The sequence below is a fragment of the Halorutilus salinus genome, assembly GCF_026242195.1.
In the GTDB taxonomy this organism is placed as follows: domain Archaea; phylum Halobacteriota; class Halobacteria; order Halobacteriales; family Halorutilaceae; genus Halorutilus; species Halorutilus salinus.
In genome coordinates this window covers 266,313-288,752 of record NZ_RKLV01000002.1, presented here as the reverse complement: position 1 = coordinate 288,752, position 22,440 = coordinate 266,313, and the positions used below count along the sequence as shown (strand labels likewise).

25 protein-coding genes are annotated in these 22,440 nt (G+C 60.9%); 11 read left to right on the top strand and 14 right to left on the bottom strand.

The window, feature by feature from the left end:
- Positions 1–52: 52 nt before the first annotated feature.
- Complete coding sequence (locus tag EGH25_RS12080; RefSeq protein ID WP_266086190.1) at positions 53–3,922, bottom strand: beta strand repeat-containing protein; 3,870 nt, start codon at positions 3,920–3,922, stop codon at positions 53–55.
- 237 nt (positions 3,923–4,159) lie between these two features.
- Positions 4,160–5,152 (bottom strand): GLUG motif-containing protein, encoded by a 993-nt coding sequence (locus tag EGH25_RS03335; RefSeq protein WP_266086188.1) that lies wholly within the window; start codon positions 5,150–5,152, stop codon positions 4,160–4,162.
- A gap of 139 nt (positions 5,153–5,291) precedes the next feature.
- Between EGH25_RS03335 and EGH25_RS03330 the strand changes: the two genes are divergently transcribed.
- Both EGH25_RS03330 and EGH25_RS03325 read left to right on the top strand, forming a co-directional pair.
- Positions 5,292–6,122: a helix-turn-helix transcriptional regulator gene (locus EGH25_RS03330; RefSeq protein ID WP_266086186.1), complete on the top strand. Its 831-nt coding sequence runs from the start codon at positions 5,292–5,294 to the stop codon at positions 6,120–6,122.
- Positions 6,123–6,869 carry a helix-turn-helix transcriptional regulator gene (locus tag EGH25_RS03325; RefSeq protein ID WP_266086184.1) on the top strand — a complete coding sequence of 249 codons (747 nt, stop codon included), beginning with the start codon at positions 6,123–6,125 and terminating at the stop codon, positions 6,867–6,869.
- On the opposite strand, the gene EGH25_RS03320 is transcribed toward EGH25_RS03325, so the two are convergent.
- From EGH25_RS03320 to EGH25_RS03300, 5 genes are all read right to left on the bottom strand, one after another.
- The gene (locus EGH25_RS03320) at positions 6,866–8,116 is read right to left on the bottom strand and encodes an Nre family DNA repair protein (RefSeq protein ID WP_266086182.1); all 1,251 of its coding nucleotides are present in this window, start codon (positions 8,114–8,116) and stop codon (positions 6,866–6,868) included. The two genes, EGH25_RS03325 and EGH25_RS03320, sit on opposite strands and share 4 nt — an antisense overlap.
- Positions 8,117–8,147: 31 nt before the next feature.
- Positions 8,148–8,663, bottom strand: a complete 516-nt coding sequence (locus EGH25_RS03315) for a histidine kinase (protein ID WP_266086181.1) — start codon at positions 8,661–8,663, stop codon at positions 8,148–8,150.
- Between the two features lie 62 nt (positions 8,664–8,725).
- Positions 8,726–8,929 carry a helix-turn-helix domain-containing protein gene (locus tag EGH25_RS03310; protein WP_266086180.1) on the bottom strand — a complete coding sequence of 68 codons (204 nt, stop codon included), beginning with the start codon at positions 8,927–8,929 and terminating at the stop codon, positions 8,726–8,728.
- Positions 8,926–9,402, bottom strand: coding sequence for a hypothetical protein (locus tag EGH25_RS03305; RefSeq protein WP_266086179.1), 477 nt, complete (start codon positions 9,400–9,402; stop codon positions 8,926–8,928). Before EGH25_RS03305 ends, EGH25_RS03310 begins: the two co-directional genes overlap by 4 nt.
- A 67-nt stretch (positions 9,403–9,469) precedes the next feature.
- The gene (locus tag EGH25_RS03300; protein ID WP_266086178.1) at positions 9,470–10,015 is read right to left on the bottom strand and encodes a helix-turn-helix domain-containing protein; all 546 of its coding nucleotides are present in this window, start codon (positions 10,013–10,015) and stop codon (positions 9,470–9,472) included.
- A 102-nt stretch (positions 10,016–10,117) separates the two neighbouring features.
- On the opposite strand from EGH25_RS03300, the gene EGH25_RS03295 reads away from it, so the two are divergent.
- From EGH25_RS03295 to EGH25_RS03285, 3 genes are all read left to right on the top strand, one after another.
- Entirely contained in the window at positions 10,118–11,512 is a 1,395-nt protein-coding gene (locus EGH25_RS03295) for an NAD-dependent succinate-semialdehyde dehydrogenase (RefSeq protein ID WP_266086176.1), read from the top strand.
- On the top strand, positions 11,509–13,092 hold the full coding sequence (locus tag EGH25_RS03290; protein ID WP_266086175.1) for an acetolactate synthase large subunit: 1,584 nt from the start codon (positions 11,509–11,511) through the stop codon (positions 13,090–13,092). The genes EGH25_RS03295 and EGH25_RS03290 overlap by 4 nt, the downstream gene beginning before the upstream one ends.
- Positions 13,093–13,436: 344 nt before the next feature.
- Positions 13,437–14,570, top strand: coding sequence for a Glu/Leu/Phe/Val family dehydrogenase (locus tag EGH25_RS03285; RefSeq protein WP_266086174.1), 1,134 nt, complete (start codon positions 13,437–13,439; stop codon positions 14,568–14,570).
- Between the two features lies 1 nt (position 14,571).
- Here the strand turns inward: EGH25_RS03285 and EGH25_RS03280 are convergent, their stop codons facing one another.
- The 3 genes from EGH25_RS03280 to EGH25_RS03270 are packed head-to-tail and all read right to left on the bottom strand — an operon-like array spanning position 14,572 to position 15,938.
- Positions 14,572–15,078 carry a sulfite exporter TauE/SafE family protein gene (locus EGH25_RS03280; RefSeq protein ID WP_266086173.1) on the bottom strand — a complete coding sequence of 169 codons (507 nt, stop codon included), beginning with the start codon at positions 15,076–15,078 and terminating at the stop codon, positions 14,572–14,574.
- Positions 15,038–15,511, bottom strand: coding sequence for a sulfite exporter TauE/SafE family protein (locus tag EGH25_RS03275; protein ID WP_266086172.1), 474 nt, complete (start codon positions 15,509–15,511; stop codon positions 15,038–15,040). The genes EGH25_RS03280 and EGH25_RS03275 overlap by 41 nt, the downstream gene beginning before the upstream one ends.
- Before the next feature lies 1 nt (position 15,512).
- Positions 15,513–15,938, bottom strand: coding sequence for a hypothetical protein (locus EGH25_RS03270; RefSeq protein WP_266086171.1), 426 nt, complete (start codon positions 15,936–15,938; stop codon positions 15,513–15,515).
- Between the two features lie 100 nt (positions 15,939–16,038).
- On the opposite strand from EGH25_RS03270, the gene EGH25_RS03265 reads away from it, so the two are divergent.
- From EGH25_RS03265 to EGH25_RS03255, 3 genes are all read left to right on the top strand, one after another.
- A complete protein-coding gene (locus tag EGH25_RS03265) occupies positions 16,039–16,800 on the top strand; it encodes a sulfite exporter TauE/SafE family protein (RefSeq protein WP_266086169.1) in 762 nt (253 codons plus the stop codon).
- A gap of 68 nt (positions 16,801–16,868) precedes the next feature.
- Positions 16,869–17,003, top strand: coding sequence for a hypothetical protein (locus EGH25_RS03260; protein WP_266086167.1), 135 nt, complete (start codon positions 16,869–16,871; stop codon positions 17,001–17,003).
- Between the two features lie 25 nt (positions 17,004–17,028).
- Positions 17,029–17,559 carry a helix-turn-helix domain-containing protein gene (locus EGH25_RS03255; protein WP_266086166.1) on the top strand — a complete coding sequence of 177 codons (531 nt, stop codon included), beginning with the start codon at positions 17,029–17,031 and terminating at the stop codon, positions 17,557–17,559.
- 2 nt (positions 17,560–17,561) lie between these two features.
- Here the strand turns inward: EGH25_RS03255 and EGH25_RS03250 are convergent, their stop codons facing one another.
- Complete coding sequence (locus EGH25_RS03250; protein WP_266086164.1) at positions 17,562–18,506, bottom strand: hypothetical protein; 945 nt, start codon at positions 18,504–18,506, stop codon at positions 17,562–17,564.
- Between the two features lie 130 nt (positions 18,507–18,636).
- Between EGH25_RS03250 and EGH25_RS03245 the strand changes: the two genes are divergently transcribed.
- Both EGH25_RS03245 and EGH25_RS03240 read left to right on the top strand, forming a co-directional pair.
- Entirely contained in the window at positions 18,637–18,954 is a 318-nt protein-coding gene (locus EGH25_RS03245) for a hypothetical protein (RefSeq protein ID WP_266086163.1), read from the top strand.
- A gap of 9 nt (positions 18,955–18,963) precedes the next feature.
- Positions 18,964–19,887 (top strand): hypothetical protein, encoded by a 924-nt coding sequence (locus EGH25_RS03240; protein WP_266086162.1) that lies wholly within the window; start codon positions 18,964–18,966, stop codon positions 19,885–19,887.
- Here the strand turns inward: EGH25_RS03240 and engB are convergent.
- On the bottom strand, positions 19,884–20,501 hold the full coding sequence (gene engB / locus EGH25_RS03235) for a GTP-binding protein EngB (protein WP_266086160.1): 618 nt from the start codon (positions 20,499–20,501) through the stop codon (positions 19,884–19,886). The genes EGH25_RS03240 and engB overlap by 4 nt on opposite strands.
- Positions 20,502–20,539: 38 nt before the next feature.
- Between engB and EGH25_RS03230 the strand changes: the two genes are divergently transcribed.
- Positions 20,540–21,805 (top strand): TIGR00341 family protein, encoded by a 1,266-nt coding sequence (locus EGH25_RS03230; RefSeq protein WP_266086158.1) that lies wholly within the window; start codon positions 20,540–20,542, stop codon positions 21,803–21,805.
- Here the strand turns inward: EGH25_RS03230 and EGH25_RS03225 are convergent.
- Positions 21,781–22,131 carry a fluoride efflux transporter FluC gene (locus tag EGH25_RS03225; RefSeq protein ID WP_266086157.1) on the bottom strand — a complete coding sequence of 117 codons (351 nt, stop codon included), beginning with the start codon at positions 22,129–22,131 and terminating at the stop codon, positions 21,781–21,783. The genes EGH25_RS03230 and EGH25_RS03225 overlap by 25 nt on opposite strands.
- Positions 22,128–22,388 (bottom strand): fluoride efflux transporter FluC, encoded by a 261-nt coding sequence (locus EGH25_RS03220; protein ID WP_266086155.1) that lies wholly within the window; start codon positions 22,386–22,388, stop codon positions 22,128–22,130. Before EGH25_RS03220 ends, EGH25_RS03225 begins: the two co-directional genes overlap by 4 nt.
- Positions 22,389–22,440: the final 52 nt, after the last annotated feature.

Genomic DNA, 22,440 nt, shown 5'->3' with positions numbered 1-22,440 from the left:
CTCATGTGTTCAGTCTACAACATCAAACGAGCTGTTACACACCCGAATTAACTCATGTATGGCGATTCACCAGAGCCAAATCTTTCAGTTCACCATCTATTTTAGCTTCGACCGTCTGGGTACCGGAACTATCCCCCACGTTCGTCACGTCTACGTCTACCAGAACCTCTCCGTCCGTCACCGTTGTGTCGATTATGTCCACGGTGAATTCGGCGTCGGGCTGTTGTACGGTGATAGTCCGCGTGTCGGAGTCATTCTCCGTCGATACCTCCGTGTCTATCTCAGGGGCGTCACCCGACTCGGTCGTGTACCTGAACTCGCCGGAGACCTCTTCGCTTCCGGACAGTTCTACTCCTGTTTTGGTGTCTTGGGTCACACCACCGATGAGGAACTCTATATCCTGCGTGTCAGTTGCTTCACCGGTATTTTCAACCGTATACTCAACGACGACCTCATCGCCCTCCGTTACGGTACTGTTTGCGTCTTCTATTGTCACGTCGAAGAAGGGTACAGAAGGACTTGGGTTGGTATCAAACGAGAACAGAACGGAGTTGGCGAGGATACGCTCTCCGTCGTTCGTCAGGCTGACCGGACCTCCGACACCACCTAACGAGAGCAGAACCTCGTTGCCATTCGTGGTGACGCCTGCGGCTGAACCATCGGTACCGGGGCTACTCGACTCGGTTATGTTGGCGTAGGAGTTACCGGTGTATCCAACGAACCAAGCTCTCGGAGCAGGTAAGCCCGGGGTAGGTTGGGGTACTTCCGTAGCCTCTGGGGTTATGGAGGGTCCGTAGACATTAACGGTATCGCCAGCCGAGCCAACGTCCTTGAACAGAGGGTGGTTGTCCGTGATTCGCATCTGAACCGGTGGAGTTCCGTCGTCAGCCGTCTGAACACCGTCCATGTCGTCGAGTACGTCTGCGCGCTTCCTGACGGCGTTGGAGACCGGCGTACCGAACGATCCATTACCCATATCGAGCGAAACGATACGCGTATCCGAAGACGCGTCTATCTCGTCATACAGATCTTCGATCTCCGTGTCGGGTATGGTCGTCGTGGTACCCTCGCCTCTGAGCACACCGCCGAAGTCGTTGACGACGAGGACATCGTACTCGTCTGCGGCGGCAGATGCGTCCGCACCGGTGACGTTCGCCGCCGTCTCAGGTGTGACGAGGTATTCGCCGAGTGAGCCGGCGTCGGTCAAGCCGTTGTCGAGCGCGGTCTTGAGCGCGTTCCGCGTGGTTCCTGTACTCGAAACCGCGGCTACCTCAACCTCTGCGTCCCTGTCCACAGTTCGTAAGTCGATGTCGTTCTCGGTCTCTACAGCGAGACGGACTTGGAGGTTGTCGAAGTCACCGCCCGCGAAGTCTCCGTTTTCGACGGTATCCTCAAAGGTTACGTCCGCCGACGAACCGGCTACGAGACCGTCAACCTGCCGGGTATCTGCCACCGTCGTGCCGCTTTCGAACCCGCTACCGTCGGTGTCGTACACCAGCTTCACGGTCTGGATTCCTTCTCCGCCGCGTATGTTCTCAACCGTCGCCTCAACCTCCAACGTTTCTCCTTGCTGTACGGAGGTGTTCGCGTCGGTTACCTCCGTAGCGAAAAACGGGGTGTCTACGGCGTCGGTATTGTCCCAGACGAGGACGGGGTACCCCTTCGTGAGAAGCCACGATGGATTAGGGTCGTCTGTCTCGACGTACTCAAACGCTGACATGTTGCCAGCCTCTGGCGGATCCGAGCCGGTCATAGCGTTCGCCCTGCCGAGACCGTCTCCCGTGCTGAACTCACTAACGCTCCCCTCTACGGAGCCTGATTCGACAGCCGAATCCTGCCCGGTTGTCCCGGTATCCCAGTACGAGTTCCGTACGGTTGAGTCCGCGGATACCGAACCCACCAGTCCGCCCTCGTCAGGGGAAGCTCTGAAAGTACCTTGTACATCCCCGACGGCGTACGACTTATTCACGACCGCGTTCTCGGATACCGCACCGACGATACCTCCGACGTAAGACTGAATATTAAGGTTCCCTCCGCCGTTTACATCACCGGTTGCGTAAGAGCGGTCGATGACACCTCCGTACTGTCTCCCGACAAGACCTCCGCTGGAGGTGTCGCCGGTAGTGACATCCACGTCGGCGTACGAAAGCCGAACGGTGCCACCGTCGTTTATACCGACGAGTCCCCCCGCCTCGCCCGCGTCACCGTCGAACTCGCCGATGGCTTTCGACGCGTTCACGGTACCTGTGTTGTTACCGACCAGACCGCCTGCTATGCTACCTCCGGTACTGACACCTTCGGGATCCCTGACGGTTCCCGCCGAAGCTGATCTTTCTACGAGTCCGTTGTTCTGACCGACGAGTCCGCCCGAAGTTTCGGCGGTTCCCATTACCACGTCGCCGGTCGCGTTCGAACGCGTCACGTTTCCGTCGTTCTGACCGACGAGACCACCAGCTGGTTGGGGATACTCGCCGGAGTTGGATTCGGAGTCTAATATAACGCCCAGTACGTTGACGCTACTGACCGACGTGCTGACCGTTCCCGTGTTCCTACCAACAAGACCTCCCGTCGTTCTCGGTGCAGAGACGACACCACCGACCGACGAACCCGTTACTGTACCGTCGTTCCGTCCGGCGAGGGCACCTACGTTTGCGGGATCGATGTCGCTGAACGGGACATGGTCGTTGTGTGTGATGTCGACGCCGACAGCCGATATGTTCTCCACTGTTCCCGAGGCACCGACCACGCCGAACAGTCCGACGTTCGTTTCACCCGTCCGGTTGATCGTCAGTCCCGTCACGTTATGCCCCGACCCGTCAAGGCTACCGTCGAAAGAACCGCCGGAGTCCCCAACGGGAGCGAATCCATTTCCGTTGTTCGCCGTCGTGTTCGCCACGGTATCGTACCCCGTCGTCGTTTCGTTCAGGTCGTTGACCAGCGTGAAGTTAGCGTTGAGGTTCTCGCGCATGTTGTTCAGTTCCTCCCAGTCCGAAATCTGGTACGGATTTGACGCCGAACCGTCGCCACCGGAGTACGGCGATTCAGAACCTCCCTGTACGGATGTAAGACCCGGCGCGGGCGTCTGTGTGTTGTCGCGTAGGTATGGGTACGAGATGTAGCTACTGTTATCGACGACATCCCATGTTCCGGCGAAGTTGAAGCCGGTGAGGGACGTGTTACTCTTTAGCTGTTCGGTCGTAAGCCCCGTCCCGCCGGCGGAGGAAGACTGATTCGTCGTGTTCACGTCCCAGTACGACTCCGTGACCGTGCCCTCAGTATTGATAGAAACGAGTCCTTCTGCGGTATCGGTGCCCGTCGGCATCCCCGTCGCGTACGTATTCTCAACGATCCCGTCGTTGAGACCGGCAAGTCCTGCTACGGCAAAACCGCCCGAGACGTTCCCCGTCGCGTATGACTCCTCGACTGTACCGTCATCCTCGTTGGCACCAACAAGTCCTCCACCGAAGTTGCCGGAAACGTTTCCCGTCGCGTACGACCGGCTGGCTGTACCGTTGTTCACGCCGATGAGTCCGCCAACATCTTCAGAGCCAGAGACGTTTCCGGTTGCGTACGACGTCGTGGCGTTGCCATCATCGTTGAAGCCGATGAGTCCGCCCACGTCGTTCCCGGAGCCTGCGCCCGCGCCCTCGCGTACGACGTCATAGCCTGTGACGTCGCCCGTCGCGTATGAGTCGTTGATCCTACCGGGAGCGTAAACAGCTAGATTCTTACCGACGAGTCCGCCCACGTTATTGATTCCGGTAGTATCTCCCTCTGCGAACGATGACTCAACCGTACCATCATCGCTGAAGCCGACGAGTCCGCCCACACGTTCCTCACCGTCGACGGCACCGGTCGCGTACGAGTCCCTGACGATGCCGGGATCGGAATCCTGTAGATTCTTACCGACTAATCCGCCCACGTTATTGGTTCCGGTGGTATTACCCTCAGCGAACGATGTCTCGACAGTTCCACCTGTGTTGACGCCAACAAGCCCACCGACCTGCTCGGCGACGGTTCCTCCATCCTTTCCGGTAACGTCACCGGTCGCGTTCGACCGATTGATCGTAGCCGCATTCGATCCGACGAGACCGCCGATACTGTTTGCTCCATCTTCTCCGGTGACGTTGCCGGTCGCATACGACCCTTCGATGGTACCTCAGTACTGATCACCGACAAGTCCGCCTACGTTACTATCATTGCCGGTGACGTTCCCGGTAGCGTAGGATCGCTGAGTGACCGCGTCGAAGGACTGCTGGTCTCCGGCAAGTCCACCAACATTGCTGGTTCCTTCGACGTCACCGGTAGCGTACGAGTCACGGATCACTGCAACGCCGAACTGACCGTTCGAACCGACGAGTCCGCCGACCCTGCTACTGTCTGTCAAGACATCGCCCGTCGCGGACGAGTTGTGTACCGTACCGCCGCTCTGTTGTGTTCCGACGAGTCCGCCTACGAAGCCGGTACTGCCCGGTTCGCCGCTTACGTCCACATCGGCATCGGAGTAACCAACCGTTCCCTCGTTGAGTCCGATGAGACCACCGGCGTCGGATCTGCCGTCGGTGACTGTCACCGTCCCGCCGGCGATCACGTTCGTTACTGTCCCTCTGTTCGTGCCGGCGAGAACGCCACCACCGTCGGTACTACCGTACGTCACGTCGGCGGCGGTGAGGGTTACGTCTTCTATCTCGGCATTAGTGCCGGTGGATCCGAACAGACCGACAGCCCCACTGGTTCGATCTATCTTTAGATCCGCGATTGTGTTGTTCGCGCCGTCGAACGTCCCGGCGAACCGACTGCTGTCGGTTCCGACAGGGTTGAAGCCGTTACCGCCGTTCCACTGCTCCGTCCCTGAAGCGTCGATGTCCTGAGTGAGCACGAAGTCATCGTTCAACGATGTACCCGTACTCGCGTTACCCATACACTGCAACTGACTGACGTTCGTTACCTCGTAGCTACCTCCGGCGTCCGTCGCATAGCTGACCGTCCCGCAGTCGGGTGCCGTAGACTGCGCCGCCGCTGTATCGGTTGCCATACCCGCGAGCAAGAGGAGTCCGAGACCGGTGAGGAGAATCATTATCGCCAGCCCTTTGAGAACCGATACGCCGCCGGATTTACTCCCGTGTGTGTCAGGGTACCTGTTTGTGTCCATAGTACACGGTCAGAACCTAAACGTAAATATTTAATGAGTTTTATCATTTCATTTTGTAATAATTACCTACGAAATGAAAATTTCCCAGAATATGGGATACCGGCGAAAGAATATAGTGCAGGGGGGTAGTATTCCAACCATGGGTATGGGTACAGACAACAACGGCTGTCTCACGGAGTACGTCAGAAGGGGGAGGGTACTGGCGTCGATGCGGGAGGGAACCGTCGAAAGGAGCCGTGTAGAGGAGGTAGAGGGGGTGTCGTCGTCGACGGCGCACAGGATTCTAAGCTCCCTGAGAGACGACGGTATCGTGGAACGTGCGGATCCGGGTGAGTACAGGCTCACGCCCACGGGCGAGGTCGTCGCGCGCGAGGTCGAGAGTTTCCGTGACGGTGTCTCGAAGGTCAGAAGCCTCGGTACAGTGATAGAGTCGGCGGACAGACACGGGGTCGGGTTCGACACGGAGCCGTTCAAACGCGGTACGGTTGCGGCTTCTACCCCGAAGAACCCGTACAGACCGGGCGAACGGTGTCTTGAGCTACTCCGTGAGACCGACCAACTCCGTCTTCTCGTCGTCTCGACGGCGACGCCGATGTTCTGGGAGGAGAAACAGAGGCTCGTCGCCGAGGGAAGGAAGACGGAGATAGTCTGTCCTGAGGCGGTCGTCGAAACGAGCTTCGACACGGTTTCGGAGGAGACGGTCGAAGGTCTGGTTAGGAACATGGATATACGTGTCCACGACAACCCGCCGTTCTCCGTCGCTCTGTTCGACGACCGTGTCGCGGTCGGCGGGCACGCCGATGACGGGAGGCTTGAGGTTTTCGCCGACACAGAGGACGACGAAGCCTACGCATGGGGCGAGCGCGTCTACGAACGGTACCGCGACGAGTCCGACGGTATGTTCGAGAGGTTCGACACCGAGGAGGTCTTCGAGAGGATAGGCTTTGGGATGCAAGAAGCCTTCGCGTAGATGGAGAACGACAGTGTAGACACGGAGGGCGCGCTCGTCGAGGCGCTCAGGTACGAGGACGTTCTGCGCGCCCTGAACGGAGGCTCCATGGAACCGACCGAGGTCGAGGAGGTCGCCGACGTATCCACATCGACCGCACACAGAATCCTCGACAGGCTTGAGCAACGCGGGGTTGTAGACAGCCAAGGCTCCTACCGTCTCACACCCCTTGGCGAGGCTCTACTAAACGAGGTGGTGGAGCTTCGTGACTCCGCGACAAAGCTCGAAAGGATGAGGCCCGTTGCGGAGCTACTGCCACGCGACATAGGCTTCGACCCGTCGCTTTTCGACGACGGGAAGGTGACCGTCTCCGACGAGGGTGACCCCTACGAACCCGAATGGAGGCTCAAGAGCCTTCTCGACTCCGCGGAGGAGGTTAGGCTCGTCGGGGGTTCATCGTCGGCTCCCGTCGCCTTCAGACGTGTGGAAAAGGTTGTTTCGGACGGTGGTACCGTAGCCGTCGTCTGCCCTGAGGATATCGCTTCAGCCAGCCTCGGAGGTCTCTCTGACGACGGCTCCGTATCCGTGTACGTCCACGGAACACCGACGGCAACCGTCGCACTGACCGGCACGCACGTGTACGTCGGTGCACACGACACGGAACGCGGCGAGGTGGAAGCCGCCGTCGACACCGACGGTGAGGACGCCTACGTCTGGGGCGAACGTGTCTACGAGAGGTACAGGAAGGAGGGGGACGAGTACCTCTAAAAGCTGTCGAGTCCCGTCTGAACGCCGCTATACATCGCCGACTTGCGACGGAAACGCTCCTCCGAAACAGGCAGACGTTCGAGGACCTGACGCGCCGCCTTGTGGAACGTCTCCGAGGTCGCGCCCTCGTCGTTGAAGACGTTACGGACGCTCTCGCGTATCTGCCAGACGCCGACCGGTGCCCAGTAGGCGTCGGTTGCCTCGCGTACGACGAGAGCCTTCGCCTGTCTGCGCTCCTCGCGCAGGTGTTCGAGGACGCCGAGGCGGGAGGCGTAGTATGCCCCCGAGGTTTCGTCAACGTACGACGACCGTCCCTCGAAACCTTCGTTGGCGCTACCGACGTAATGTTCGTCGTCCGATGGGTTCCAGACGTTCCCCGGAGACTTGACCTCGACGAGTTCGTACTCCCACCGCCCGGGCGCGAGTATTACCCAGTAACGGTTTCCCATGTACTCCTCGACGTAGACGCGCGTCTCATCGACGGACGGGTGGTCGCGTATCCCGTCGTGGATATGCTTCCCCACGATATCGTCGACGGCGGTGATAGACCACCGCGTCGGGACGAGACGGCGGTTTTCGCCCTGACCGACCGCACCCGCCGAGAAGACGTCGTCTATCTCATAGACGTCGAAGCCCTTGTCGTACAGATAAGCCACCGCACCCTCCGCCTTCCAGTCGTCGTCGCCGAAAGCCTTCTCGACCGCACGTGGCACCGAAGGGTTTTCGGCGAGTTGGGCGTCCCGCGCGGTCACGTTCGGTCCGGTCGGCGCGCGGACGTTGTCCAGCGAGACGTCGACGTCCGGGTCGTCGCGCAACCGCACCTCGACATCGACAGGTTCGTCCGCCATAGCCACCTCGCGCGATGCGTCGACGAAACGCGTCGTCGCGTCCGCCACGTCGACAGCCGTCTCGCGGCGCGAGTTTAGCAAGCCGGTGCGGCGGCGCAGGACGCCTTCGATACCCATACCGCGGTCGAACCAGTCGCTGTCCGTCGTGAAGTCGTCGGCGTCCTCCTCCTCGCCGACGGGGGAGAGGACACCGACGGGGACGCGCGGATAGTTCGACCGTCCGACGAACACCGACGGCGACGTGCTACCGAAGAGCGAGTCGCCCTGTCGCACCTCCTCGAAACGGTCGTCGAAGCCGTCGAGGTAGTCGAGGACCTCGTACGACTTCTCCTGCGCGAGTCTACGGAGACGGCGGTCGTCGTCCTCGACCTCGATATCGACGTAGTCGTCTAAGCGCACGCCGGAGAAAAGAGGTGCGGGGTAATTACGTTTACTCCGCTTCGCCCGTCCCGCGTCCGACGGCGTAGTACGCGAGAGCGACCGGTACGGCGTAGACGGCGTGCATAACCGCGCTCATTACCGTCCCGGGGAAAGCGAGGTTCGGGAACGACGGCGCGTTAGCGAAGCCGACCGTCGACAGCCAGAGGGGCATGACGAGAACCGGTAGGAGGGTCGTGACGACGCCGTACCCGACGCCGCCTGCGACCGCGCCGCCGAGGGTTCTCGCTCTCTCGCGCAGACCCGGTACGTTGTCGACGCCGAGGACGTAGAGAGCGCCGAGCACGACGCCGTGCCACCCGTGGAAAGCCCATCCCGCGACCGCCGACGGACCCTCAACGCCGTACATCGCGGGTATAGCGACGTTCAGGGTTCCGGGTCTCATCATCGTCATCATACCGCCCATGAGGAGGCTACCGACGAAGCCGCCGACGACGCCAGCGAGTATACGTCTGGGTGTCGTGTTGAGGAAGTCTTCTCGACCGACATCCGCTGTTTCGGTTGACATCAGGGATACGGACGTCCGGAGGTGATAAACGCGTGCCCCGTCCGTTCAGAGTACATACACAGTCAGGCGATGGCGTAAACAACGGCACCGTCTTCGTGGTTTCTTTCGACGTAACCCTTCTCGACGAGTATTTCGGTAGCGTACCGCGCCGTACTGGGAGGTAGACCTGTGCATTCTACGAGTTTGTCCTTGTCGTGTGCCCCCTCTACCTCAAGAACCTTGAGCACGAGCTTGGCGCTTGGGGGTAGTTCGTCAACGTTGCTCATACCATACACCTCTCGTCGCGCCCTCTGTGGAAGAGTTCGACGTGGGCTTCCGAGAGTACCTCCCTCGCCATCTCGACGCCTTTCTCACAGCTACAGTACTCAACACGGTAGTGTTTCACCGGGTGGCGGACCCAGTTCTTCTCGTGGTGTGCGTAGACGTCGGCGGTGTCCTCATTGCGCTCGGAGAAAAGGTGGACGTGTAGCTGATGTGACGAGAGTCGTGAGTCACGCAGTACCCACGAACCCGCCTCCACGTCGCGGCGGTTCGGGCACGCCCGGTGTTTGAGAGCCGAGATTACCTCAAACGAGAAGCCGAGGCTCCTGAGGTTGTCCTCAACCTCGCGCAGGTCCGCGCCCGCGGTGCCTACGTACTGGTCCTGGCTCACGTCCGAGACGGCGTAGCCACCGACGCGCGCGAGCGCCGCGTCGAACGCCGGCCAGAGCCTTCGACGTACCTCTTTACCGCGTTCCATCTATCCTAAAAAATGCACCGCGTATAATAACCTGAGCGCGTCCGTGAACGGGACACGCACGGACGCGTCACTCCCAGTAGACGCCGACACCGTCTTCGCCTTCTTCCTCGCCGCCTTTCTCGGAGCCTTCGGATTCAGCCATATGCTCCATCTTCTTGCGTCCGAACTCATCGATGAGACGTGTCGCCTCCGCCGCCCAGCGGTAGAAGCCGAGCGTGAGGCTACGCGTAACCTCCTCGCCCGTCGCGTGCGTATAGACATGGACACGTCCGCCCTCACGCAGGTTGCGCTCGGACTTGTGAAGAAAGCCGACCTCAACGAGGTGGTTTGCGTACCGCGAAACGACGCTGCGTTCGACGCCGAGAACGTCTGAGATATCGTTCGCTGTCGCCTCTCCTTCGTCCATGACACACAGGCATATCTCCATCTCTGTCTCGGTCGTCCCGAACGCCTGCTTGAACAGCGGCTTCGTCTCCGGTGACTGTATCGACGCCCCCTGTTGGTCGACCCTTTCTATGGAACCCCCACAACAGGTCATCTCCGAATCCGCCGCTGTCGAGAGGACGTAGTTGTCACAGCTACGGCATTCATACACCGCGAACTCGTCGGGCATATACGAAAGGTCGTCTTCCAGACGAATAAACGTATCTCACGCGGTTGCACCGCTGCGTAGAGACCGCCTCAAGTATAAGTAGATGCCGTTTTAACACCCACCGTGACCACCGAAAAAGATGTTTTTGAAGCGGTAAACCCCGCGACCGAAGAGGTGGGGGAAACGTACGAACGGCACGGAGAGGTAGAGGTGGACGGGATACTCTCGGAGGCGGACGAGACTTTCGAGAGCTGGAGAGCGAGACGTATACAGGAGCGCGAGTCCATGCTTGCGGAAGCCGCCGACGTACTCCGGGATAGAAAACGCGAGTACGCCGAGACGATGACCCGCGAGATGGGGAAGCCTGTCACACAGGCTGTCGCCGAGGTGGAAAAATGCGCGTGGGTCTGTGACTACTACGCCGAAAACGCCGCCGAACACCTCCAGGACGGACGTATCGGCGGCGAACCCGGGACGAAGACGTACGCGCGGTACGAACCCCTCGGGGTCGTACTCGCTGTCATGCCGTGGAACTACCCGTTTTGGCAGGTATTCCGTTTCGCCGCACCGTCTCTCGCCGCGGGGAACGTCGGGGTCCTCAAACACGCCTCGAACGTCCCCGGATGCGCGCTCGCTATTGAGGACGTCTTCGACCGCGCCGGGTTTCCCGAGGGGGCTTTCTCGGCGCTACTCGTCGACAGCGGTGCGGTCGAGGGCGTGATACGTGACGACCGCGTCCGCGCTGTCACGCTCACAGGGAGCAACCCCGCCGGCGAAGCCGTCGCCTCGACGGCGGGTGAGGAAGTAAAGAAAACCGTACTCGAACTCGGAGGTAGCGACCCCTTCGTCGTGCTCGGAGACGCAGACGTGGAGGCGGCGGCGGAGACGGCGGCGCAGGCACGCAACCTCAACTCCGGACAGTCGTGTATCGCGGCGAAGCGGCACATCGTCCACGAGGACGTCTACGAGGGGTTCGTCGACGCCTTCGTTGAGGAAGTTGAGGACCTGACCGTCGGAGACCCGACCGAGGAGGACACCGATGTCGGACCTCAGGCGCGCGGCGACCTCCGCGACGGTCTGCACGAACAGGTCCGTGCGTCGGTCGAAGCGGGAGCGACCGTCGAGACGGGCGGCGAGATGCCCGACAGCGGCGGCTACTACTACCCGCCCACGGTCCTTACCGACGTACCCGAAGGGTGCCCAGCAGCGAACGAGGAAGTTTTCGGACCGGTCGCGGCGGTCTTCCGTGTCGAGGACGAGGACGAAGCCCTCGAACTCGCCAACTCATCGCAGTATGGTCTCGGTGCGAGCGTCTGGACCGACGACCTCGAACGCGGCGAGCGCCTCACGGGACGTATAGAAGCGGGTATGACTTTCGTGAACTCCCTCGTCCGTTCGGACCCGCGTCTACCTTTCGGCGGGGTCAAAAAGTCAGGGTACGGACGTGAACTTTCCGCCGACGGGATACGCGAGTTCACGAACAAAAAGACCGTCTGGATACAGGAGGCAGGAAGATGACGAAGGTATCCGACGTTCTCGTTTCGTCGCTGGAGGAGGAAGGCGTAGAACGCGTCTACGGCGTCCCGGGCGAGGAAAACGAGGACCTCCTGTTTTCGCTACGCGGTTCGTCGGTCGAGTTCGTCCCGACACGTCACGAACAGGGCGCGGCTTTCATGGCGAACGTCCACGGAAGACTTACCGGTGAGGCGGGCGTCTGTCTCGGCACTCTCGGGCCCGGAGCGACCAACCTCATCACGGGGGTAGCGGACGTCAACCTCGATAAGTCCCCCGTCGTCGCTCTGACGGGTCAAGGAGGCTTAGAACGTCTACACAAGGAGAGTCACCAAGCGCTCGACATCGTCGGAGCGTTCGAACCCATCACGAAGTGGAACGGTCAGATATCCGACCCAGACATAGTCCACGAGTCGGTCCGTAAGGCGTTCAAAGTAGCCGAGTACGAAAAGCCGGGCGCAACGCATATCGAACTCCCCGAGGACATCGCCGCAGAGACAACCGAGTGTTCTTCCATGTCCGCGGGTGACCGCGTCAGACGCCCCGACCCCGACCGCCCGTCGGTGGAGTCTGTTGGGGAACGGATTGCGAACGCCGAGAAGCCCCTGATAATCACGGGGAACGGCGCGGTACGGACGGAGGCATCACGCGAACTACGCGAACTCGTAGAGTCCTTCGATGTTCCCGTCGCTTCGACGTACATGGGAAAAGGTGCGGTCTCGGACAAAGACCCGCGTTCGCTCATGACGCTTGACTCGGGGGACCACGAGGAGGCTTCTTCGGCTATAGAGGAGGCGAACCTCGTGGTCACAGTCGGCTACGACATAGCGGAACACGACCCCGCGGGTTGGAACGCCGGAGATACCGAGGTCGTACATATAGACAGCGAACCCGCCGAGGTCTATGAGGCGTACGACCCCGACGTCGAGATAGTCGCCGACATACCGTCCGCGGTCTGTGCGGTCAAGAATAGCCTCGAAGACAGGAACGTCTCCCACGACACCGACTGGTACGCCGACCTGCGCGAACATATACTCGAAGACTTAGAGGAAAACGCCGAGGAGTTCACGGTGCGCGGCACTCTTTCCGCTCTCCGCAAGGCGATGGACGAGGAGGACGTCCTTATCTCGGACGTCGGCAACCACAAGATGGAGATAGCACAACGGTTCCGGACGTACGAACCGAACACCTGCCTCATCTCGAACGGTCTTGCCTCGATGGGTATCGCCGTACCCGGAGCGGTCGCGGCGGACCACGCCGTTGAGGCAAACGTCGTAGCGGCGACCGGCGACGGAGGATTCCTTATGAACGCCGCTGAGATAGAGACGGCGACACGTACCGACGCATCGTTCACCGTCGTGGTCTTCAACGACGACGACTACGGTCTGATATCACGCAAACAGACCGACCACACGGGCGAGTCCTTCGGTACGGGACTCACCAACCCCGACCTGCCGACTTTCGCCGAGAGCTTCGGTGTCGACGGCGTCCGTATCGAGGACTGGGACGAACTCGAAGCTACTCTCGAAAGACACGTGGGTTCAGGAGGTGTGAGCCTCATCGAGGTTCCTGTGGAAGGTACATAAAAGGAAAGGCACGGCGGTAGAAAGCCGTACCGGCGTTGGGAACGCCCCGTGATGTCCCGGACACGGGGCATCCTATCTTTTTTCCGCTCACATAAAAACAAACCCGAGAGTGTGCCGTCCGTATAAAGACGCTACCTTACCTGACCGACGGCGGTCTTGCACAACCGGGACAGACCGGCGGAGGTCCTATAACAAGGCAGCGTTATGGGAAACCATGGACGAAGAACTCGGTCAACGCGGAAAGGAAACGACGTGCGAACTGTGCTCCCTCGAACTCGACAGGGTCTCGGAGGTCGAAAGCCTCACAGAGCGCGACATAGGGCTTCTGAGACAGCCGCGGAGACGTGTCAACGTTAGTCATACCGGTGCGGATGGACGACGGAACCGTCGAACATTTCCCCTCGTTCAGGATACAGTACAACGGTTCGCGGGGTCCGACGAAAGGAGGTATACGGTACCATCCGGGCGTCGATGAGGACGAGGTCGACGAACTCGCTTTCCTGATGACGCTCAAATGCGCCGTCGCGGGTCTGCCCTTCGGCGGTGCAAAAGGCGGAGTACAGGTCGACCCCGAGGAACTCTCCGAGGGGGAACTCGAAAGGCTGTCACGCGCCTACGTAGACGAGTACCACGATGTCATAGGACCGCAGAAGGACATCCCTGCGCCCGACGTCAACACGAACGCGAAGGTAATGGGCTGGATGATGGACGAGTACGAAAGTGTCGCCGGAGAGCGCGCGCCCGGGGTCATCACTGGAAAGCCACCCGAGATAGGCGGTAGCGAGGGGCGTGAGTACGCCACCTCGCTCGGTGGTGCTGTGGTTCTCGATGAGTTCGTCGAGTACGAAGGCATGGGTGAGGAATTAGACGTAGCCATCCAGGGTATGGGAAACGTCGGTTCGTATCTCGCGGAGTTCCTCGACGAACGGGGCTACAACGTCGTCGCTGTCAGCGACTCCTCCGGCGGGGTGTACGACGGCGACGGTATAGACGTCCCCGCGATGCTCGATGAGTACAGGGAAAGCGGGGACCTCGATGGATTTGGCGACGCGGTAACCAACGACGAACTCCTCACACTCAATGCCGACGTTCTCGTCCCCGCCGCGATAGAGGACCAGATAACCGACGAAAACGTAGACGACGTACGTGCGGACGCAGTCTTAGAGATGGCGAACGGACCGACAACACCGTCCGCCGACGAGCGTCTGTCGGAACGCGGCGTCCCCGTCGTACCTGACATACTCGCAAACGCCGGCGGTGTTACGGTCTCTTACTTCGAATGGGTCCAGAACGAGGCGAACGAGTACTGGTTAGAGACAAAGGTAAACGAAAAGCTCGCCGAACAGATGAGAGGGGCTTTCCGGGGTATCAGAAGCGTCAAGCAAAACGGAGACCTGACCTGGAGAAGCGCGGCGTACGTACACGGGGTAAACACCGTACTCGACGCCGAAGCCCACCGGGGTAACGTCTCCAGGTAGGTCAGATCCCGAACGTCGTAACGAGGACTACGACACCGACGAAGCCGAATACAACCCCGAGACCCATCTCCATCACGTCGCTGGGGACGTGTTTTCCTACGCGTGTGCCGACGGTACCGCCGACGAGGACGCCGGGGACGGACCACGCGACGACGTACCAGACGGGCGTGGCGCTGAGGGCGTGAACCGCCGCCCCCGCCGTCGCCGCGACTCCGAGGACGAAGACCGAGGTTGCGACAGCGACCCGCGGGGGCACGCGGCAACGGACGACCAGCTGGGTCGTAACGAGTTCGGGAAGACCCGCGCTGATGAGACCCGTCACGAAGCCGCCTACGGTCGACAGCGTGACACCGGGGGGTCGCCAGCACGTGTCGTACTCAAACCTCTCGCCGTCTGTCGCCTCGATAACGGTCCTTCCGCGCCCGGAGTTCTTCTCACGCAGGTACTCGCCCTCGCATTCGCCGGGTTCACAGTCCTCGGGCGGGTCGTAAAAAAAACAGGAATCCACCGAGGACGAGCAGACCGACGCCGAAGACTCCTCGTAGCGCGTCCTCGGGGACGTAGTGGACGGCGAACGCGCCGGCGACCGTCGCAGGAACGGCACCTACGAGGAGCCACTTCGCTGTCGCGTAGTCGACAACGCCCTGTTTGACGTACGAACGGATTCCGTTACCCATTCCGAATACCTCGGTCAGTAAACCCGCGCCTATCGCCTGCGGGGCGCTCAGACCGACCCCGAGCATGAAGAACGGGCTGAAGAAGAGCGCGCCCGAGACGCCGGAGGCAAGGGCTACGAGAGAAAACAGCACCGATGCGGGGAAGACCCACCAGTGGGCGAGGAATCTGTCGGTAAACGCATCCGAAGCCGCGACCTCGGGAACCATGAGGACGGAGGCGGCGAACGCCAAAACGAGCAGACCGGCGAACCGGTGCGCGTTCATCTCAGGCGAGGACGCCCGTTGCGAGGAAGCCCCCGAGTACGATGCCGTATGCGACGTGCGCCGACGCGAAAGCCTTCATCATCGCCCTGTCGGGTTCGACGCTGAGAACGAGACGTATCCAGAATACCATCCCGCCGACCATCAGAGCGACGCCGTACGCGAGACCTAGCCCGACGGCGACCGCGGCGGAGCCGAAGCCGATGCCGACGAGCGGCGCACCGACGGCGAGGACGGCACCTGCGCCGACGCCGTAGACGAGGTGTAGCGCCATCCCCGGCATCGCGTGTTCCGACGGGTCCCCGCCCGCGAACTTGGCTAGGAGGTTCGCCGTAGGAGGGGGTCCGCCGTCTCCGACAGCCTTCATTACCCCTGTCATTACCACGGTGGCTACCAGTCCGGCTACGATACCGGCTGTTACCGTTGTCATGGTTCAACCGAAGCCGTGCGTCTACTTAAAAAAGTCTCGGCTGTGAGCGCGACGGACACGGACGGAACCGTATTATTGTTCGACGCCGCCTATCGCCACCATGGAACCTATGACGGTTGCGTTGACCGTAGGTGTCGTGCTCGCCGCGGGTGCCATTACGGGTGTAGCGGGCTTTGGCTTCGCACTCGCCGGAACCGCCGCGCTTGCGGGACCGCTGGGTCCACGGACAGCGGTCGCTTTCATGATTCTACCTATACTCGCGGCTAACCTCTCGCTCGTCCGCGAACTTGACCGGGAGGCGCTCGACGCCTGCACGAGGAGGTTCGCCCCTTTCGTCGCGTCGGCGCTTGTCGGAACCATCGTCGGTATGGCTGTGCTTGATGCTGTCCCCGAGAGACCGTTGGCGGGGGCGCTCGGTGTCCTGACGCTCGGGTTCGTAGCGGTCAGACAGGATGCCGTCGACGTCCCGCTGTTGGAGTCGGCGGAGGAGAGATGTTTCGTCGAGACCGGTCCCGCTATGGTAGGGGTTGGGGGCGTCTCGGGGGTGGTTTTCGGGGCGACGAACGTCGGCGTACAGATGGTAGCGTACATCCGGTCCTGCGGTCTACGCGGTAAGACGTTCGCGGGCGTCGTCGGCTTGGTATTTCTCGGAATGAACGCGTCCCGCGTCGTCGTCGCGGGTGTTATCGACCTGTATCCGGAGGGTGTCCTCGTGCTCTCAGTCGCCGCGATGGTTCCTGCCGCGGTCGGTGTCGGTGTAGGAAAACGGATACGCCCCAGGGTCGGCGAGAGATGGCGCGCCCGTATAGTCCTCGGACTACTCGTCGCGGTTGGTGTACGTCTCCTGACATCCGCTGTCTGAACGGTCGTGCGCACCGACCGCAAGGGCGGACCATCTACTTTTATGCGCGGACCGAATCCTGGGGTTACGTGAAGATAATCGAGACGGTCTGTGGCGGATGTGGTTCTAAGGACAGCCTCGTTCCCGTCCGGGACGAAAATGGCGTCCATGTCTGGAGGTGCGAGGAGTGTGGCGGTGAGTTCGAGGAAACCGCACAAGACTGATATACCGCGGCGATGACTCTACGGTATGGAACCAACGACTGTGTACAGATGTGAGGGGTGTTCGGAGCTACTTCTGGCGTCCGAGGTGGCGCGTGACGCCTGCTGTGGCGACGTTTCCGAGGTGACTTTCGAAGACGCCGAAACGCGTGTGGAGAAGCCCGATTCGGAGACTGTCCTCAAGGAGATGTTCGGTCTCGGTGAGACAAGCCTTGAGATCTGTTTCTGCGTGATAGACAACGAGGGTGCGACAGTATCGGAGGTAGCCGACGAGATGGAGATAGACAGAAGCGCTGTCTCGCGCCACGTCAACAGGCTGGTTGACGCAGGGATACTGACGAAACAGGAGAGAAACCTACGCCAAGGCGGCGTCGTACACGTCTACGAACACGAGGACCCCGAGGTCGTCAAGGAACGGCTCAGACTCGGCGCGTACCTCTGGATATCCGAGGTCGTCGACCTCATCGTAGAACTCAACGACGAGAAAGCCGAGGCGATGGAAGATGAGCGGGGCAGCGTCATGGAGGCACTCGGAGGTAGGATATGGAAGGAGAACTGAGGCTACTTCTCGTTGAGCGCGTACAACGCGACCGGATAGACGACACCGAGTACGGCACCGTAGACGACGTGTGCGAGGAGCGACATCGGGGCGATGTTGGGGGCCTCGGGGGCGTACTCGAAACCTATGCTCTGTAGCCACAGAGGCATAGCGTAGACGCTGCCGAATACCCAGACTCCGACACCGTAGACGGTAGCGGCGACGACGCTGGTCGGGAAGACGGCGGCGCGTCGGAGAACGGGGAGGGAGAAAACACCCGCGAATACGACCGCAAAGACGACGCTGTGGAACGTATGCATCACGAGACCCGCGGCGGCACCTTCGAGACCGTACAGGGCGGCTATCACGGGCATCAGTTCCATTACGAAATGGAGTATCGCGGTCATGAACAGACCCGCGACGAAGCCTGCGGCAGCCGCCGAGGTCCACGTCGGTGTACCCCCGCTGGGTTCGACGCGCAGGTCTCGCGCTACGGAATGAACCGCGGGGAAAAGACCGCCGAGGAGAACTCCGTAAGCCACGTGTCCTACGAGCGACATCGGAGAGATGTTTGGCACACCGGGTCCACCCATCCCCGCGGCTTCAAGCCACAGGGGCATTGCGATGACGCTACCAAACAGCCATAGAGCGACGACATACCCCACACCTACGCCGACGCTACCCGGGAACGTAATGTACTTCTTTAGAGGTCCAAGCGAAACAACCCCCGCAAATACTACACCGAAGACAACACTGTGGAAGAGGTGCGCAACCCAGCCTGCGGCAAGGCTCTCGAAGCCGTATAGGACGCCGACGGTGGGCATTATCCCCATTACGAACTGCATCGGTATCCCCATGACTACGCCCGCGGCGAGTGAAGCCAAGACAACGCTGGACCACTTTGTGAGTGTGGTGTCTACTGTTACCTCCGTGGCATCGGTACCTTCGATACCTTCGGCTGTTGACATAAAGGAAGGTAAGACCGTCGACGTATAACTCCGTCCGGGTTGTGAGGAGACGGGACACAGACGCCGCGTCTGTGAGGGACAGCGGCACAGACGAAGAAGGTACAAGTCGGAAAGAGAGAAATTACGAGCGATGACGACGTTACAGACGGGCGCTAACACCAACCCCGCTTCACCCGAGACGGCTGTCTTCATAGTCGCGGGACTCGTCGGTGTCGCTGCGTTGTACTTCGGATACCTGACCTACGTCCGCGGAGGACGCGACGCCGAAACGAATATCTGGCTTTACGGTCTGACCGCGACTGCTTTCCTCGGCGCTTACGCCGCCTATCTGACCTTCAGCAGGATAGGTATCTTTCCGTACGTCGGGGGAACCGACGCTGTCGCGGTTTTGCTCATCTCGGTCTTCCTGATGCTTATGTTTAAGGATGGGGCGGAGTTTTTCGAATAGGGAGAAAAGATGTCAGTCAAGCTTCCGCGCTGGGAACCCGTACACGTCGACCTTAGCACAGACCACGTCGACAGAGACTTCATCGAGGACGCAGCTAAAAAGATGGGTAGCGGTTACTTCGTCGTCGAGGACGGAGACAAGGACGGTACATACCTCCTCGTCTCGCACCGAGGTATGGTGTGCGAGGTAGGTGAGGTGGATACAGAGGACGGAAGGCGTAACCTTGGGCAGGCTTTCGACCGCGTTACCCTCGTCGGCGTCGACAGGGCGCTGGAAGGTGAGGGAGCCGTCAGCGCTTACGCGCTCCCTCAGCAGGTCTGTATCGACCTCTGCGGTGTGATAAACGGACGTCCGCGTTACGGCGACCTCAACACCGACATACTCGAACTCGATGACCTTCTCGGGAGGCTCAAACAGGACGGCTTCGACGGCTCCGTCATGTTCACGAGCCACGACGAGTACGCTCTCGTGGAGTACGAGGACGGGGACCGCGTCGCTTTCAGGTACGAGGGCGACGCCGATGTCGACAACGCGGAGGAACTTATCGAGAAGGCGGGGCGTATGGAGGCGAACGTCTTCGAACCCCGTGGCGACGAGGAGATAGACGCCCCGACACCACAGGAACGTGACGATGACGTCGAGATGGTCGACTACGGCGGTATCGCGGAGGCGCTCGAGGGCGCAGCGGGGGAGATATCCGGACGTGACATGTTCGAGGAGGCGCTGGAGGAACAGCTAAGGCTCGTTGACGATGTAAAGTTCAACGACGGACGCGTCGTTACCGGAGCGCCCGAACCCGCGGACGTCTTCGACGCGTACAGGAAGGCTGTCGAGGCAAGCGCCGAACTCGTCCCCGCCTCGAAGATATTCGAGGAGGTTCGTGACAGCATCGAAGGTCTGGAGGGCGGCGAAGGATTCCTCAGGTCCGTCTAGGAGAAGAACTTAAGCAGGTCGTCGCGTCCCTGGGAGCTTAGATGTGTGCGGATAGCGCCGAACAGCGCGTCTGTCGAACCGCGTTTGGCGCACGTCGGTGCGATGGCGTCGTCCCACTGCTTCCACGGCGGCGGATAGCCAAGGCGCTCGGCGATACCGTCGAGGGTCGCGTCGCGGTCGTCGACCTTGTCGGTCTTGTTCGCCGAGACGACTACGGGCACGTCGATATCGACCAGAAAGCCGTGGAGATCGATATCGTGAGGAACCTCGCCACGAGACTCCCACCGGTCGGCTATCTCTATAAACGCCGACGCATCGATTACGTGGACGGCGACGAGTATAGAGTCGGCGTTATCTTCGAGGTAGCCGACGATACCGTCCTTTATATCCTCGCGCCTCTCCTCGTCGACGCCGCTCATGAAGCCGAATCCGGGTAGGTCGGTGACAGCGAAGCCCTCGGCGTTCCATTCGTACCTGTTGGGTTCGAGCGTCACACCCGGACGCGAACCCACGTCGTACTTCTTTCCGACTATCTCGCGCATCAAGGTCGTCTTTCCTACGTTCGACCGTCCGACGAGAACGACTTCGTCTTCGACGGTCGGTGGTTCAAACATCGGCGTTTATACGCGCCGGGGTGTAAAAAGGCTGTAGAATGCGCCACGTACGCGTGACAGCGTCGGACGACCTCAGTGACGGTGTCGCCGACGTACTCGAAGAGGCGGAGGTCGAGTACACGGTCACCGACGAGACCTCGGACAGAGGTGTTAGCCACGTCTTCACATTCCCGGCGAGGACGGAGGAAGTGGAGGGTATACTCGACGCGCTCAAGGAGGTCGGCGTCGGCGAGGAGGGGAATGGTAACGTCGTGGTGAGCGAGGCGCAGGCGGTGGTCTCGGAGGGGTTCGAGGAAGAGGAGGAGGACGAAGAGGAGGAAAACGGTGACGATCGTATACCGCGTGACGAACTCAAGGCGACCGCCGAAAGCCTCTCGCGTAGCACGTTGAACTACGCCGTCTTCACCGTTGTCAGCGCCGTCTTGGCGACCGCGGGCTTGCTTCAGAACAGCGCCGCCGTCGTCGTCGGAAGCATGGTAATCGCGCCCCTGATCGGTCCCGCGATGGCATCGAGCGTCGGGAGCGTTCTCAAGGACGACGAACTCTACCGTAACGGTGTGAAGACACAGTTCGTCGGCGTGGGTGTCGCGGTCGTCAGCGCAGTCGTCTTTGCGTTTCTCGCGCGTCTCGTCATATCGCCCGAACTCGACCTTCTTCTCATCGAACAGGTCGCCGAACGCGTCAACCCCGACCTTCTATCGCTCGCCATAGCGCTCGGTGCGGGTGTCGCGGGCGCTCTGTCGCTCACATCAGGCGCGAGCGCCACGCTCGTCGGCGTCATGATAGCCGTCGCCCTCATCCCTCCCGCGGCGGTCGTCGGTCTCGGCGTCGCGTACGAACGTTTCGCGGTCGCGGCAAGCGCCGGTGTTCTCGTCCTTCTCAACCTTCTGTCCATAAACCTCGCCGCACTGATCGTTCTCTGGGCAAAGGGATACCGTCCGGAGAAATGGTACGACGAGAAGCCCGCGCGGCGTGTGACGCAGAAACGCGTCATCGCACTCTTCGCGGTCGTCGTGGTTCTGTCGGGATTTCTCGTCGTCTCCACACTAAACGAGAGGTCGCACGCCGGCTTCGAGGAGGACGTGGAGACGTACGTCGAGGGCGTAGACCCCAACGCCGAGGTGGGGTTCAGCTACTCGACGGGCTTCTTTTCGTCGTCGCCCGAACGCGTCACGGTTCGCGCCGACGGTCTGACAGCCGACCGCGTCGCGCAGAGGGTATCGCGTTCGACCGACGCTCCGGTGGAGGTCGTGGTTGTACGGCGCGAGACGGAACGCGCTCAGACGGGCGCGACGGCGAGGTAGGCGACACCGACGGCGGAGACGGAGAGTACGAGGCTGAGCACCGCGTTTGCCGTGCCTGCGACGGGATCGTCTCTGAGAGCCTCGACGGTCTCGTACGAGAAAGAGGAGAAAGTCGTAAACGCACCGCAAGCGCCGACGCCGACGGTGAGAGCGACCGTATCGGACGCGATTCCGAAGGTCACGACGCCGAGAAGGAACGAGCCGAGTACGTTCACGCCGAGGGTTGAGACGGGTATACGCGTATCCGTCGTGAGCGTCCCGACGGCGTAACGCGCCGGAGCGCCCAGGGATCCGCCGAGGGCGACGAGGAGAGGTTCGATCGTCATGCCGTCCCTTCGGTTCTGTATATGGCTATCCCCGACCCCACAGCGACCGCGGCGAAGCCGGATACGTACGACGCGGCGATATAGACGACTGCGACGCCGGGGCGCGACACGAAGACGTCGACCGCGAACGTGCTGTACGTCGTGAAGGAGGAGACGAAGCCCGTCGCGGTGAATACACGCGTCTTCTCAGAGACAGTGCCCAACCGCACAGCGTACAGTACGTATCCGAGTGCGAAACAGCCGACGACGTTGACCACGAACCGGAAGGGACTCAGCGACCGCGTAACGCGCCGTAGCGCCGAGGGCACC